Here is a 14,398-nt window from a genome sequence, read left to right on the forward strand (position 1 = left end):
GGTTGTATACGAACATAGTAACAACTATCATTATATCTGTAAAAAACTATTTTGGCAATGATAAAAAGAAGAGATTAGAAAACTAAAATAAATTTTTTCATCATTATTTTAGCAAGAAATGAGAAATATCATACAAAAAATAGTATAATAGATAAGTAACGTAAAAATATGAGTATAGAGGTGGATGAATTGAATTTTTTTAAACATGTTTCTGATCTCTATATGGATGACTGGAAAAGAGTCTTTAAAAATAAAATGGCAATTTTAATGGTCTTAGCCTTATTAATCTTACCTTGCTTCTACGCATGGTTTAATATTAAGGCTTTATGGGATCCATATAGTAATACAGGAGATTTACCTGTAGCCGTATATAGTGCAGATAAAACTCAAGTATTAGATCTAGGAAAGAAAAAATTAGATTTAAATATCGGAGATGAAGTGGTTAAAAACTTAAAAGAAAACCACAAAATCGGTTGGAAATTTGTTGATTCTAAAGATGAATTAGTCGATGGTGTTCAATCTGGGAAATATTATGCAGGGATTTATATTCCTAAAGACTTTTCCGATTGTTTAATGAGTTTTCTACGAGGAAAAATAGAAAAACCAGAGATTCAGTACTATGTCAACCAAAAAATTAATGCGATTGCTCCAAAAATTACGGATAAAGGAGCAGGAACTATCCAAGAAACGATTACCCAACAATTCATTGGGACGGTCAGTAAAGCAATTTTCTCGATGGCCAATAAAGCAGGAATTGATTTAGATAGTCACTTAATTGATGTAGAAAAAGTTCGAAGCTTAGTCTTATATACGAATGATCATTTGTCAGAAATTGATGGCTACCTTCAAGACGTTGTACAATTAGACGAAAATATGCCAAAAATTTCAGAAAATATCGAGAAAACGAAAGACTTTGTGAATGCTACATTACCAAAAGTAAATCAAGCAGCTGAAGGGGTAGTAAAAGTAGATGAAAACTATCCAAAATTAGTAGAAGATTTATCTGTATTAAATACTCTACCAAGTAAGATTCCAGAAATTCAAAATGCTGGAAAACAATTATCAATGCTTGATCAAAACTTTGATAAAATTGTGGATACAGTAGATAACGCACAAAAAACTACACAAATTGGTAAAGAAGTAATTCAAAAAGCAGCAAATATTTTACCAGCGGTAGACCAAACGTTAAATCAAGCCAATCAATTTTTAAATCTAACACAAGATCAAGTATCTGCTGTACAAAAAGCATTACCGCAAGTAGCGAAGTCTGTGAATACTTCTTTATCTTTGGTCTATGGAATTGCCCAAAATATCCAAACAGAAAGTGCACGTCTTTATGCTTTAGTTCAAGGAAATGCCCTAACCGATAAAGATAAAGCAGATGTTAATAAGTTTGTCCAATCAATGAATCAACAGTTGGCACAAATGAATGGCATGCTTTCTGGAATGATTGGTACTTTAGAGCAGTTACAACAAGCAGGTGGAAATCATGATTTGCAATCTCTGATTGATACATTAAAACAAGCAGAGACCGTAAATAAAGATTTAGAAGGACATCTAAATAGAATTGATCAAACGGTAGAACATGCTTCTGTCGCTGAAATTCAATCTGCGTTAAAACAAGTCAATGAATTATCAAAGAAAATTCAAGGGATGATTCAAGAAGTAGCGAATGCTAATTTACCACAAAAAGTAGCGAATATTGCTAGTGAATTGCAAGCTACATTGAAAGATGCAAAATCAGTAACAGCTAAAATTAAAGGTGTTGATTTGGTTCCATTATTGAAAAATGCAAACAAAACATTAGTTGAAGCCAATGATTTAATTACTGAATTTAAAAAACAATTACCAAGCTTAAGACAAGAAGTTCATGATGCAAGTACTTTATTGAATGAAAATATGTCAACTATCATTGCTGGTATTGAAGGTGGTCAAAAATTCTATCAAGAAGGACTACCATTAATTGGAGATAAATTAAATCAAGCGAGTGCTTTTGTAACTGGTGCGTTACCAAATATGGAAGAAAAATTACAAAACTTATTAAATGTAGTGGATGCAAAATTACCAACTATTACTTCTGCTTTAAATACTACTTCTGCCATCATTAACAGCGAATGGCCAAAATTACAACAATCCATCCGTAAGTTAGCGAAGAAAATGGAAGATGGTGCTACAAAAGTAGATTTAAAAGACATTGTTAAATTGTTGAAGAATGATGTCAAAGAAGAAGTGGACTTCATGAAAGATCCAATTAAATTAAAAGAAGAAAATATTTATCCTGTACCAAACTATGGTTCACAAAGTGCTCCATTCTACACTGTACTTTGTTTATGGGTAGGAGGATTATTAAGTTCAAGTCTTTTATCAGCCACTCCATTCTTTGGTCCAAATCGTCGCCGTCGTAAAGCAATGTCCAAAGAAGAACGAGAACTAGAAGATGCGAACTCACGTGCTTCTTCTGACACATATTACACATTACGTGAAGGTTATGTAGCGAAGATGCTTATCTTCCTAACGATTGCCTTTATTCAAGCAGCAGCAGTAACTTTAGGAAACTTCTTTATTTTAGATATTTATGCCTATAATAAAGTTTGGTATTTCTTCTTTGCTTTACTCGTAGCTTTCTCATTTACATCTTTGATTTATATGTTTGTCGGATTATTCAAAGATGTCGGAAAAGCAGCGTGTGTCATTATCCTGGTATTATCTATCTCTGGAGGAGGAGGAAACTTCCCAATCCAATTATCAGGACCATTCTTCCAAGCGATTTATCCATTCCTTCCATTTACTTATGGGGTAAACTTGATTCGTGAATCAACAGGAGGAATCTATTGGCCAAATGCGTTACATGACATTTTAATTCTAGCTTTATTTGCGATTGTCGCTATTGTTTTAGGAATTTGGTTATGTGAACGCTTTGAAAAACCATTTGAAAAAATTGAAGAAGGAATTGAAAAAACTCACTTCTTCAGTTAATACAATAAAAGTGAGTCTTCTATGAAGGCTCACTTTTTTTATGAAAAAAATCCTTTGCTTTTATAGCAAAGGATTCGTTTTATTATTTATTGCAAGGTGAACATGGCCAGTTTGGAATTAAAGGCCAATCAGGGCAACCAGGCCAGTTTGGAATTAAAGGCCAATCAGGGCAACTAGGCCAGTTTGGAATCAAAGGCCAGTCAGGACAACCAGGCCAGTTTGGAATTAAAGGCCAGTCAGGACAACCAGGCCAGTTTGGCCAATCAGGTTTACAGTTTGGATGATCGGGTTTACTTGGTTGATCAGGTTTGCCTGGTTTGTCAGGTTTACTTGGTTTGTCAGGTTTGCCTGGTTTGTCAGGTTTACTTGGTTGATCAGGTTTACTTGGTTGATCAGGTTTGCTTGGTTGATCAGGTTTGCTTGGTTGATCAGGTTTACTTGGTTGATCAGGTTTGCTTGGTTTGTCAGGTTTGCTTGGTTGGTCAGGTTTACCTGGTTGATCAGGTTTGCTTGGTTTGTCAGGTTTGTCTGTTGGCGTTTGTGTACCATCTGCAGTACCATTACCACCAACTGCAATTTTACAGCTGATTGTATTCATGGCAATTTGATCACAACTTGCATCTACAACATTGACTAAATCTAAGTTTTGATATTGTTCAGCTGTGCTTGGTTTTGTTTTGTAGTATAGTTGAACAGCTTTATCTAATTTTTTAAAGTAGAAAGAAAGAATATCATTATTCTCAGATACATGAACTAGTCCTTGTTTTACAGGGTCAGTAATTTTTTCTTCTGCTACAAATTGGTTGTTTTCTACGTGTCCATACCATAATTGAATAGAATCGTCGACATAAGTTTGTCCATTACGTAAAATATCATCTAAATGCACATTAGTTAAATGTTTAGATTGTGGATTATAAACTACTGTCCAATTGGCGTTTCCATCATTATCTAGCCAACCAGATTTATTTAGGAACCATTCACCCGGCGCATTTTCTTCTGTACCACTAACTTTAAAAGATAAACGACCATGAATATCTTTCATTTTGTGATTAGCAAAATAAGAGTTAAAAGTTAATTTCCCAGTATGAGAACCTTTTTTAATATCAAAGGTACCTACTGTTTGGTTTTTCTCATTTTTAACGTCAAATTTTGTATCTGCGACACGAACTTCTACATTATTTGGTAGTTCAAATTGTGCAGTGTCTCCATTTTTCACAGTCACATTTTGTGGTAAAGACCATTTGTAATTTGCATTATAATAAACATATTTATTTAAATTTGTCTGTCCAGTTACATTTTTTCCATCATCTGTAGTAATGATTGCATCTTTGGCAGACGCACCTTGAATTGGTAATTCTGCTGCTTGAACTTTTTGTGCATGGGCCCCTATTCCCAGTGCGACTGTCGCTAGTGTGGCAACAGCTAAACCACAAAAACGAGTTTTTGTACGAGTAAGTGTTGTACTCATTATTCATACCCCCTAAAAATTAAAAAATTTATTATTTAAAATCATTTTATGATTTTAAAGCAAATTAAGATGACGCAGTAGATACGCCGTGTGTGGTTTTAATCCAAGTTTTCTTATTCGTAATTTTACGATAGAAAGCAATAATAATGGCTGGAAAGAGGATAATATTATAAATCATCATTCCACCACAATAAAAAATTGTTTTGAACTTTAATTTTTGATCATGACCACAATATTTTACAGCTGTATGCGTAGCTAATAAAAAATTAATTCCTGTTAGACCTAAAATCAAATTAAAAAACAAATCAATATTACAAAGTGCAAAGATTAATGAGGTGAAATTGCAAAATCCTACCATTATGGTAAAGAATGGTAAAAGCATAAAGAAAATCATCTCAAATTTAGCCCAAAATTTTAAATACGGACTATGGAAGATTCGTTTCATATATTTAAAAGTACAATCTAATCCTCCTTGAACCCAACGAGAACGTTGACGAATAAATGGTTTAACCTTGTCTACGGCTTCTTGATAAACCACAATATCTGTCCGATAGAAGGTTTCTTTGTTATCTAGCAAGAAATTTGTACTAAATTCAAAGTCCTCCAATAATGCATTTCCCCAAGGTGTATCATTACCTTCTACACTGGACATACGAATGAACTGTCCATTGCCTGAAGCGGCTGCATTATTAATTTTATTACGTACGCGTTGAATCCAATCATTAATGGTTGCAAACTCAATATCTTGCATTTTTTGCAACCAATTTTTGGCATGAATCATCCGTACTTTTGTTTGTAGTAATGCTAATTTTGGTGCCGTTGAAAATTGAAGTAAAACTTTTTGGAAGTCTTCTTCTTTCATAATTGCATCGGCATCCAATACTCCAATAATCGTTTCATCTTCTTTTACTTTGATAGTTTGTCGAATAAACTCTAGTCCATAATTCAAAGCATCACCTTTTCCTGTTTGCGCATTAGGAAAAGTTCGACGAATCAAATGAATTTTTTTCTCACATTGATTTTCTTCAATAAATTTTTGAATTAAATCAGCTGTCCCATCACTAGAACAATCATCAATCACCCCTAATTGAACTTGTGGTAGTGTTTGGGTATGCTCAAGAAATTTAGAAAGTGTTTGTTGAACTACACCTGCTTCATTGAGCATTGGAATTAGGACAAAGAGTTGTAGCTTTGGATCAATATTTTCAAAATCCTTTCGATATTCTGGATCATGAATCGAATGGATAATTAGTAGAATGACCCAAATGGTATAATAGACAATCCCAAAAAAAGAGATGATGAAAACAATGTCTAAAAACCCTATATTCAAATTTATACCCCCTTATGATAACCATAGTCAATTGTTATTGATTGTAAATGAAAAAAGGAGAGGAAATTTCTATAAATACAAAACAAAATTGTTGTTTATATATTATAAATATACAAAGACATTGATTTTATGCATAAAACAAGCTTTATGAGTGAATGATGAGAGTGGATAAAAAGTTACTAATTTCGACAATTTTGTTTTTTTAAAAACGATTTTTAATGAAAAAATAAAAGAGGGAAAAAACGATTTTTTAGCGTGAAGAAAAAGAAGATAGACGAGCGAAGTTTAGGTTTCATGGTATAATAAAAGGGCAAAATAAAAGAGGAGGAACAGTAAATTTGTGGAAAAAAAACCAAAGAAAAAAATAGTACTTTCTTTTTTTGGTCTTTGTGCTCTTCTTTTTGTTGGTATTTTTCTATTTCAAAGTGGACGACTATATTTACAAGAATGGACACAAAGAAATGAAGCAAAAGAAGTAAAACAAGAACAAAATAAGGAAAAAATGCAGTATAAGAAAGCAAAAGAAAAAGAAGAAGAACGATTATCACTCCTAAATGAAGAGATTCAAAGCCTTTTAAAAAATCAATCCGCTTTAGTTGGATTTTCTTTTTATGATTTAACAACAAAAGAAACTCTTTCTTTAAATGCAAACATTCCTTTTCAAGCAGGAAGTACTTTTTATATTCCTGTTGCATTAATTGTGGCAGATAAAATTTATGCTAAGCAATTAGATCCAAAAGAAGAGATTCCTTATGAAGGAATTACGCCAGAAGTGAATGAAGGAGAAATTTATAAAAATCCAAAAGAAAGTTATACGATTGAGGACCTTCTTCGCTTAATGTTGGCCTATAATGATTCGATTGCTTATGAAATGTTAGTCCAAGTATTAGGTGGAGAAAAAGAAGTGCTGCAATATTTGCAACAATATTATGATAAAAATCAGCCAGTAAAAGAGAAAGAACCTTGCTTAACAGCAGGAACTGCTTTATATTATTTGCGTTTATTATATGAAAATCCAACGAATAATCCTGAATATATCAAAATTCAAAAATGGTTATTGAAATCAGGAAATAGTGGATTAGCAACAAAAACAACACGAGAAAAAATGGCTCACCGTTCTTCTTTTAGAGAAGAAAATTATCATGATATTGGAATTTATTATGGTGCACATCCTTATATTGTAACGATTTATACTAAAGGAGATCGTGACGGAGACTATATTATTGGACAAATTTCCGATGATGTTTATAAAATGGTACAAAAGGAAGGATAAAAGAAGACATGCATACGATTTGGTTATTAATCATTGGTACCGTTGTAGGAGCCATCGCAAGTATGATTGTAGGAGATTCTGGAGCTGGTGGATGTTTGAAAAATAGTATTGCTGGCTTAGTTGGATCTTTTGTTGGTGAGCGATTATTTGGTGACTGGGGATTCCATTTGGCTGGAATTGCTATTATTCCTGCAATTTTAGGAGCAGTGATTGTGATTATTATTTTACAATTTGTAATGAATCGATTGGATTAGAAATAGAGGGGAAAAAGATGAAAGTACGTTTGAATGAAAGTCCATTTTATTTAGATGATGAAGGAATTCAGTGGGTAAAAAATAAAATTCATTCTTTAACATTAGAAGAGAAATTAGCACAATTAATTTTTTATCAGCCACAAGAAGAAGAGATTTCAGCGCTAGATAAAGAAATTACTAGTTTTGGAGTTGGAGGACTATATTTACAAAAAGATAGTAAAGCCCATCTTTATGAAAAATGTCGTTTTTTACAGACTCATTATGCAGTACCAGCTTTTATTACTAGTAAGTTAGTAACAGGGACAAAAGAAGCTATTGAAGAAGGAACCTTTATTGGTTCTCCTCTGAAAATTAGCGCTACAGGTAAAGAAGAAAATGCTTATACTTTAGGTTGGGTTAGTGCTTTAGAATGGGGCGCAATTGGAGGAAATATTATTCAGGGACCAAACTTTTCGACAAAAGAAGGAAAAGAAGAAACTCGCTATTGGACAAAGAATCGTGGAGAATTTCTTTCTTCTTTTGCTCAAGGAGTTACTGAAAATGATGTTATCGCCATGGGTTATGGTTTATTCGATGAAAAAATTAGCTTAGGGGACTGGCGAAAACAAAATGGAGCTTATGCTCGTCGTTGGATTAAAGAAGGAGGAAGTGTTCTTCTTTTGGATGCTACTCCTTTCTCAGATTATATTCAAATGTATAGTGAAGAAGAAAAAGAACAACAACGTGCAAGTTATTATTCCACTTATATTACAGAGCAATTGTTGCGCAAACAATTACAATTTTCAGGTGTAATTGTAGCAAATGTTCGTCCAGCAGAATCTGCAGATTATGCCTTAGCGATTGGTTCAGGATGTGATATGGTTTATACAGAGGAGCCGATTGAGACTGTAATTGCGGCATTAAAAGAAGGATTACATTTTGGCGTGTTTACCGAGCATCAATTGCAACAATCATTGCAACGTATTCTAGGAGTTAAAGCAATGCTTGGTTTATGTGACAATATCCCATTTTTAGAAGTGTGCAATAAAAAACAAGAATTAGCTAAGGTTCATCAAGCGAAAAATCAATTGTATCAAGGAAAAATTTCTAATGAAGCTATTGTTTTACGTAATGATCACGGAGGATTACGTCAAACGAAAGGACATAAAATTGCTTTACAACCAGCAAGTCCAAAAGAAGAATCGTTGGTACAATCGATCGTTCAGCAATGGGAAGATGCACAGTTTTATGTTTTACCTTTAGGAGAGACAACTGATGACTTTGTGATTACGGTTCGCCAAGATGGAACAACTAAAATTTCTGATGCACAATGTATTTTAACTTGTGGAAATCCAGAAGTACCGTTACAAAATGAAATTGAAGAGATCATTATTTTTGATCAAGAAGAAGAAACTTTACTTTCTTTACTAGAAAAAATAAAACAAAATACACCATTTTTAGGAACAATAGAAGAAGGAAATGAATAATTATGCGATTAGAACAAGATGATAAGATATTATTTTTAGGTGGATTAAATACAGGAGCCGGTCGTAAATACGATGACTTTTCTGATATGGGACGTGGTTTTGCTATGATTACAGCAGCTGCATTAGATGCAAGACATCCTGATTTAAGCTTACGCTTTGCAAATGCAGCACAATTAGGAGATAATTCACAAATTATGATGGAATCGATGAATGAACGTTGTATTGAGCAAAAGCCAAATGTAGTAATTATTTTTGCTGGCCATCAAGATGCAATTTTAGCAGAACAACATCATGAGCAAGCTACATTAAAAGAATATTCTCGTTTTAACCGAAATTTACGTCAGTTAATTCAAGAAATTCAAAATACAGTTACTCGAAGAATTATCTTATTAGAACCCTTCTTATTAGATGTCAATTCACAAACACGTGCTTTGCGTATTGATATGAATCAAAAAATTCAAATTTTACGAGAAATTGCTCGTGATTGTCAATGTGAATATGTAGCACTGGATGGAATTATCAATGAATTAGCCATTCGTTATGGCAATCAAGCTTATATTGCTGAAGATGGAATGACTTATCATCCAGCAACACACCACATTATTGCACAACGTTTATTAGAACATTTTGAATAGGAGATATTTATGAAAATCGAGTTCACACCAAAAGCTAAAGAATATATTACAGCAAAAAAAGGCGAAGGAAAAGAGTGCCTATCTTTACTTTATCAACCGATTGGATGCATTTGTTCCAATGATGCTGTTTTTTATTTAGAGAATAGTACAGAGTATCCAAAAGATGCTATTTTTGTAGAGTCTAATTTGGGAAAAATTGCCATGGAAAAAGATAAAATCCAATATTTAGATGAAGAAAATAAAATTGATTTTAATGAAAGAGAACATCATTTAGAATTAAAAGGAAAAATGATGGGTTATATTACGCCAAATCTACGTTGGGTGGAAAAATAGAAAACAAAAAAGCTTCACACTAGGTGAAGCTTTTTATGTTAGGGGTTGAGATTGTTGAACTTCTTGTTCGGCAATCGAAAAAGGAAGTTGCATACAATCTGGTACGGTTACAATCACGTAAGGCGCGAGATGATACTCATCAAGTAGAGAAAGGTTCATTTCACATAAAAGATCTCCTGTCTTCACGGTTTGCCCTACATGAACATGAGAAATAAATGGTTTACCTTCTAATTGAATCGTATCAATACCTAAAGTAATCCAAATCGTTTCTTGTTCTTTTGTTTGTAACGCAAAACAATGCTTGGTAGGAAAAGTCATGGTAATTGTTCCATCACAAGGAGCAACTACTTGCGATTCTTTTGCTAAAATACAGTATCCGTCACCTAAAACACGATAAGAGAATAATGCATCTTCAACTTTAGAAAGAGAAATTAAAGTTCCGGTACTGGCCGCATGTAAGCTTGGAAGATGAGAAGTACTCATATGTTCTATTTGTCTCCAAAAGAAAGGTGGAAGATAGTGAGACAAATCTCCTTTCTCTAAAATTTCATTCCTTTCTTTACATTCATTCTATCATGAATTAATCATAAGCCAAAAGATTTATCTTTATGAAGGAGAAAGGATTGTAAAAAAGTTAAGAATCAGTGAAGAGACTGGAATTTTTTTAAGAGTATGCTATGCTAAAAAAGCAATAAAATTAGAAAGGATCGCCTATGGAAATTATGAATATAATAAAGGCTACCATTTTGGGAATTGTAGAAGGAATTACCGAATGGTTGCCGATTAGTAGTACGGGTCACTTAATTTTAGTCGATCAGTTTATTAAGATGAGAGAATCGGCTGCTTTTATGGAAATGTTTAATGTGGTTATCCAATTGGGAGCGATTTTAGCTGTGGTTTTACTTTATTTCCATAAATTAAATCCATTTTCTCCACAAAAAAATGAAATTGAAAAGAAAGATACTTGGACACTATGGGGAAAAGTAATTGTTGCTTGTATTCCTAGTGCTGTCATTGGATTATTATTTGATGACTGGCTAGAAGCACATTTTTATCATTTTGTTCCTGTAGCAGTGATGTTAATTGTTTATGGGGTTTTATTTATTATTATCGAAAATCGGAATAAAAATGTGACACCAAAAGTAACTACACTTCCCGGTTTAACTTGGAAAACAGCCTTCTTTATTGGAATGTTCCAAGTTTTAGCACTGATTCCTGGAACAAGTCGTTCTGGAGCTACTATTTTAGGAGCTATTTTAATTGGCTGTTCCCGTTATGTTTCAGCAGAATTTTCTTTCTTCTTAGGAATTCCAACGATGCTTGGAGCCAGCGCTTTGAAGATGGTAAAATTTTTCTTAAAAGGAAACACAATTACTTTTGGAAATGGAATGGTCCTTCTTGTTGGCTGTGTCGTTTCTTTTGTTGTTTCAGTTTTAGCGATTAAATTCTTAATGAAATATATTCAAAAACATGACTTTAAAGCCTTTGGTTGGTACCGTATTATTTTAGGTATTTTACTATTAGGATATTGGTTTATTGCGATGAGATAAAAAAATACGTCATCTTAAGATGGCGTATTTTTATTTTATAAATATGGATTATGTTGACGCTCATGTCCAATCGTTGTTGCTTGCCCATGTCCTGGATAAACGATAATATCATCCGGTAAGGTCATAAATTTTTGACGAATAGTATTTAATAAAGTGTTTGCATCTCCAGTTGGGAAATCACTACGACCAATACTTTCATAAAAAAGCGTATCTCCTACAATAATAAAATCATCAAATAAGAAAGAAATACTTCCTTCTGAATGTCCTGGAGTTGGAATCATTGTAAAGTGGATATCTCCTAGGCAACGATCACAATTTTGTACATCCAAGTTAAATTCTGCTTTATCAGCATAAACTGGATGAGGACTAAAAGTATTTGATAAGTTCTTTTCAGGATCTTCTAGCCAATCAGCTTCTTTTTCACTCATAAAGACAGGAATTGCAAAAGTTTCTTTTAGAGCATTTACAGCACCAATGTGATCAAAATGTCCATGAGTTAATAGAATAGCACGTGGTACTAATTGTTCATCATGGATATATTGAATGATTTTTTGGGCATCTGCTCCTGGATCAATAATTAAAGCGTTATGTCCATTAGAAACGATATAGCAATTTTCTTGTAAAAATCCGGTGATAATTTTTTTTACTGTATATTTCATAATTTCTCCCATTTCATTTTTATTGTTTAGTGATAAAGACATTGTTTTTACTGTGACGAACCACATAAGAAGCCACAGAACCAATGCCAAAGTAATTTTCTAAATGTTTATCTGGAGCACCAATTACTGTTAAATCAATATCCCAAGTTTCAGGTAAAGTTTCTGCTAATAATTTTTTAGCGGAACCAAATTGTAAATAACAATCTCCAGTAACCCCTTCGTTTGTGAAAGCTTCTTTGGCTTCATGTAATAATTTTTCTGCTCGTTCGCGTTCCAATTTGAAAAATTCTTCTGTCGCAACGAATTCATCGGTCCCTTTTGTAACTTCTTCTTCACTTAAAACGGTAACTACATATAATGTAGATTGATTTTGTTTTGCTAATTGAATTGCTTGATGTAAAGCTTTTTGTGATAATGGACCTTCATCAATACCAACTAAAATATTTTTGTATAATTGTGTCATTTTCATCCCTCTTTTTCTTTTTACGATAGTCATCTTCCTATCTTTATCATAACTCATTTTATAAAAATAAGGAAAAAAATAGATAGATGATGAAAAACGCATGATACATTTCGTATCATGCGCCTGTCGAAAGAAAAATATACAAGATCTTTACACTCATTATAATAAAGGATAAATAATAAAATGTAAAGGTTTTCATCGTTATTTTTTTAATCTTTTTTTTCATCTGCATTTTCTTCAGTTAGATGAGAGCAAGAAGAGCAATTTTCTTCTGTTTTTTCTTCTATTTCTTGTGTAGAAATCGAATCTTTAGAAACGCTATCTTCTTGTTTTTCTTCTGTGGTAGAAGAAGTTTCGTCTTGAATAGAAGTAACTTCTGTTGTGCTTGCTACTACTTCTTTTTCTTCTGCTAAGGCTGGAACAACTTTTGTTCCATCTTCATTTTCCATTGCACGTTGAATTACAGTTGATGGTTTAGCTTCTTTTCCTGTCAAAGGTTTTACTTCTTTTTGACGGAAGAATTTTTGTGCCCATGGATTTTGACTATCAGCTGTCAATTGGTCAGATGGTAGAAGAGTGATAACAAACTGAACTAAACCAATAACGCTTGTCGCAAAAGCAAAGAAAGTGCTATCTTCGTGAATCGAAGATACCATAGCAACAGCAATAGATATAATATAAAATACAACAATTGCCGTTGTGGTCATTCCTGCATCACGCATACGACGACAAGTTAATGGGAATCCTGGGAAGAGGAAAATCCAAGCTAAGATTGCTCCTCCTAAAATAATCACCAAGCCTAAGATTTGATCAGAGCTATTGCTTAATATAAAACTAGCGGTAGCCGCAATAAGTCCAATTCCATATAAAAGTGTAATAATAAAAGTAAATAGTGTCGCCCACCAATAACCACCACGGGTAGAACGTCCACCAAAGTCGATGTAACCTTTATAAAAGTCTTTGATTGCTTGGATAAAAGTTACTTTTCCTTTCTCTTGAATTTTTCCTTGAATTTTCATTTTTATCCCTCCGGTACAACCTTATCTTCTAAGCGAGCCATAAAGTATCCTACTAGAATTCCTAATCCTAAAAGTACTGCACACATGAAGTATCCCATAAAGGTAAATCCTTGATAATCTAATGGAATAATCATGATCGTAGATGCAGCTACGACTCCTAAGATAAAGTGGAATAACTGACTATAAGCCACTTTAAAGATATGATCAAATAATTTTGATAACAAAATAAGAACTAATAGTCCTCCAATAGCGATAGGAATTAACACTGAAAAATCTAATCCTTTAATATGGTCAGACATTGCTTTATACATTCCCATATATAATAGGAAGTTAGAAGGACTTAAACCAGGAACAATAATTCCTAAAGCGATTAATCCTCCAGCTAACATCCAAGTCCAAGTATTTTGAGGAACAGAAGCGCTGAATAAGTGTTTTCCGTAAATTAAAAATAAAAGTGCAAGGACAAAAGTGATGCCCATAATCCAATAATCTTTTTTATTTCTTCCTTCTTTTCCTGCTTGTTTCCATAAAGATGGTGCAGTACCTACAATTGCTCCTACAAAGAACCACAAAATAATGGTTTGATAAGTTCCTAATAAGAAACTAACCGCAAAGGAAAGCAGATAAATTCCAGCTAATCCTCCTAGTGCAATGGGTAGGAAAAAAGAAAAGTTTTCTTTTAATTTTTTAAATGGATGTGCCAAAAAGGCAATTAATGGTTCGTAAATGCCAAATACAGCGGCTAATGCTCCACCAGAAATTCCTGGTAAAATAAAGCCTGAGCCAATAAACATACCCTTAATGAATCGTAACAACCAATCCATAAAAAACCTCCTCAATTTCATAATATAGCACTAGTGTACCATATTCTTATAAAGTTGCCTTATAAAGAATAAGGAGAAATAAAATTTTTATTCTTTTCTTATTAAAAAAGGAAGAGAAGATTCTTATGATTTAAGCATTTTTTCGGCT

General features: G+C 33.0%; 14 protein-coding genes. 7 read left to right on the forward strand and 7 right to left on the reverse strand.

Features of this window, described 5'->3' with window-relative positions:
- The first annotated feature begins 189 nt into the window (after positions 1-189).
- Entirely contained in the window at positions 190-2,976 is a 2,787-nt protein-coding gene (locus C683_RS05825) for a YhgE/Pip domain-containing protein (protein ID WP_051011340.1), read from the forward strand.
- 82 nt (positions 2,977-3,058) lie between these two features.
- Here C683_RS05825 and C683_RS05830 read toward each other — a convergent pair whose 3' ends face one another.
- Positions 3,059-4,444 (reverse strand): Ig-like domain-containing protein, encoded by a 1,386-nt coding sequence (locus C683_RS05830; protein WP_009491959.1) that lies wholly within the window; start codon positions 4,442-4,444, stop codon positions 3,059-3,061.
- A 64-nt stretch (positions 4,445-4,508) separates the two neighbouring features.
- A complete protein-coding gene (locus tag C683_RS05835) occupies positions 4,509-5,774 on the reverse strand; it encodes a glycosyltransferase family 2 protein (protein ID WP_009491960.1) in 1,266 nt (421 codons plus the stop codon).
- A gap of 340 nt (positions 5,775-6,114) precedes the next feature.
- On the opposite strand from C683_RS05835, the gene C683_RS05840 reads away from it, so the two are divergent.
- The 5 genes from C683_RS05840 to C683_RS05860 are packed head-to-tail and all read left to right on the forward strand — an operon-like array spanning position 6,115 to position 9,735.
- A complete protein-coding gene (locus C683_RS05840; protein WP_009491961.1) occupies positions 6,115-7,047 on the forward strand; it encodes a serine hydrolase in 933 nt (310 codons plus the stop codon).
- An 8-nt stretch (positions 7,048-7,055) separates the two neighbouring features.
- On the forward strand, positions 7,056-7,301 hold the full coding sequence (locus C683_RS05845; protein WP_009491962.1) for a GlsB/YeaQ/YmgE family stress response membrane protein: 246 nt from the start codon (positions 7,056-7,058) through the stop codon (positions 7,299-7,301).
- Between the two features lie 17 nt (positions 7,302-7,318).
- A complete protein-coding gene (locus C683_RS05850) occupies positions 7,319-8,767 on the forward strand; it encodes a glycoside hydrolase family 3 protein (RefSeq protein WP_009491963.1) in 1,449 nt (482 codons plus the stop codon).
- A gap of 2 nt (positions 8,768-8,769) precedes the next feature.
- The gene (locus tag C683_RS05855) at positions 8,770-9,402 is read left to right on the forward strand and encodes a GDSL-type esterase/lipase family protein (RefSeq protein WP_009491964.1); all 633 of its coding nucleotides are present in this window, start codon (positions 8,770-8,772) and stop codon (positions 9,400-9,402) included.
- Positions 9,403-9,411: 9 nt separating this feature from the next.
- Positions 9,412-9,735: an iron-sulfur cluster biosynthesis family protein gene (locus C683_RS05860; RefSeq protein WP_009491965.1), complete on the forward strand. Its 324-nt coding sequence runs from the start codon at positions 9,412-9,414 to the stop codon at positions 9,733-9,735.
- A gap of 33 nt (positions 9,736-9,768) precedes the next feature.
- On the opposite strand, the gene C683_RS05865 is transcribed toward C683_RS05860, so the two are convergent.
- A complete protein-coding gene (locus C683_RS05865) occupies positions 9,769-10,218 on the reverse strand; it encodes a PTS sugar transporter subunit IIA (RefSeq protein WP_009491966.1) in 450 nt (149 codons plus the stop codon).
- A gap of 230 nt (positions 10,219-10,448) precedes the next feature.
- Between C683_RS05865 and C683_RS05870 the strand changes: the two genes are divergently transcribed.
- Positions 10,449-11,285, forward strand: a complete 837-nt coding sequence (locus C683_RS05870) for an undecaprenyl-diphosphate phosphatase (RefSeq protein ID WP_009491967.1) — start codon at positions 10,449-10,451, stop codon at positions 11,283-11,285.
- A gap of 35 nt (positions 11,286-11,320) precedes the next feature.
- Here the strand turns inward: C683_RS05870 and C683_RS05875 are convergent, their stop codons facing one another.
- From C683_RS05875 to C683_RS05890, 4 genes are all read right to left on the reverse strand, one after another.
- Complete coding sequence (locus tag C683_RS05875; protein WP_009491968.1) at positions 11,321-11,944, reverse strand: MBL fold metallo-hydrolase; 624 nt, start codon at positions 11,942-11,944, stop codon at positions 11,321-11,323.
- A gap of 19 nt (positions 11,945-11,963) precedes the next feature.
- The gene (locus C683_RS05880; protein ID WP_009491969.1) at positions 11,964-12,407 is read right to left on the reverse strand and encodes a universal stress protein; all 444 of its coding nucleotides are present in this window, start codon (positions 12,405-12,407) and stop codon (positions 11,964-11,966) included.
- 209 nt (positions 12,408-12,616) lie between these two features.
- Positions 12,617-13,426 carry a DUF805 domain-containing protein gene (locus C683_RS06425; RefSeq protein WP_009491970.1) on the reverse strand — a complete coding sequence of 270 codons (810 nt, stop codon included), beginning with the start codon at positions 13,424-13,426 and terminating at the stop codon, positions 12,617-12,619.
- Positions 13,427-13,428: 2 nt separating this feature from the next.
- The gene (locus tag C683_RS05890) at positions 13,429-14,250 is read right to left on the reverse strand and encodes a DUF368 domain-containing protein (RefSeq protein ID WP_009491972.1); all 822 of its coding nucleotides are present in this window, start codon (positions 14,248-14,250) and stop codon (positions 13,429-13,431) included.
- Positions 14,251-14,398 lie beyond the last annotated feature (148 nt).

The organism is Catellicoccus marimammalium M35/04/3, from assembly GCF_000313915.1.
Lineage (GTDB): Bacteria > Bacillota > Bacilli > Lactobacillales > Catellicoccaceae > Catellicoccus > Catellicoccus marimammalium.

Excerpts from the sequence above, each read along its gene's own strand:
- C683_RS05830 (WP_009491959.1), bottom strand. The coding sequence starts at position 4,444 with ATGAGTACAACACTTACTCGTACAAAAACTCGTTTTTGTGGTTTAGCT.
- C683_RS05845 (WP_009491962.1), top strand. The coding sequence starts at position 7,056 with ATGCATACGATTTGGTTATTAATCATTGGTACCGTTGTAGGAGCCATC.
- C683_RS05850 (WP_009491963.1), top strand. The coding sequence starts at position 7,319 with ATGAAAGTACGTTTGAATGAAAGTCCATTTTATTTAGATGATGAAGGA.
- C683_RS05855 (WP_009491964.1), top strand. The coding sequence starts at position 8,770 with ATGCGATTAGAACAAGATGATAAGATATTATTTTTAGGTGGATTAAAT.
- C683_RS05860 (WP_009491965.1), top strand. The coding sequence starts at position 9,412 with ATGAAAATCGAGTTCACACCAAAAGCTAAAGAATATATTACAGCAAAA.
- C683_RS05865 (WP_009491966.1), bottom strand. The coding sequence starts at position 10,218 with ATGAGTACTTCTCATCTTCCAAGCTTACATGCGGCCAGTACCGGAACT.
- C683_RS05870 (WP_009491967.1), top strand. The coding sequence starts at position 10,449 with ATGGAAATTATGAATATAATAAAGGCTACCATTTTGGGAATTGTAGAA.
- C683_RS05875 (WP_009491968.1), bottom strand. The coding sequence starts at position 11,944 with ATGAAATATACAGTAAAAAAAATTATCACCGGATTTTTACAAGAAAAT.
- C683_RS05880 (WP_009491969.1), bottom strand. The coding sequence starts at position 12,407 with ATGACACAATTATACAAAAATATTTTAGTTGGTATTGATGAAGGTCCA.
- C683_RS06425 (WP_009491970.1), bottom strand. The coding sequence starts at position 13,426 with ATGAAAATTCAAGGAAAAATTCAAGAGAAAGGAAAAGTAACTTTTATC.
- C683_RS05890 (WP_009491972.1), bottom strand. The coding sequence starts at position 14,250 with ATGGATTGGTTGTTACGATTCATTAAGGGTATGTTTATTGGCTCAGGC.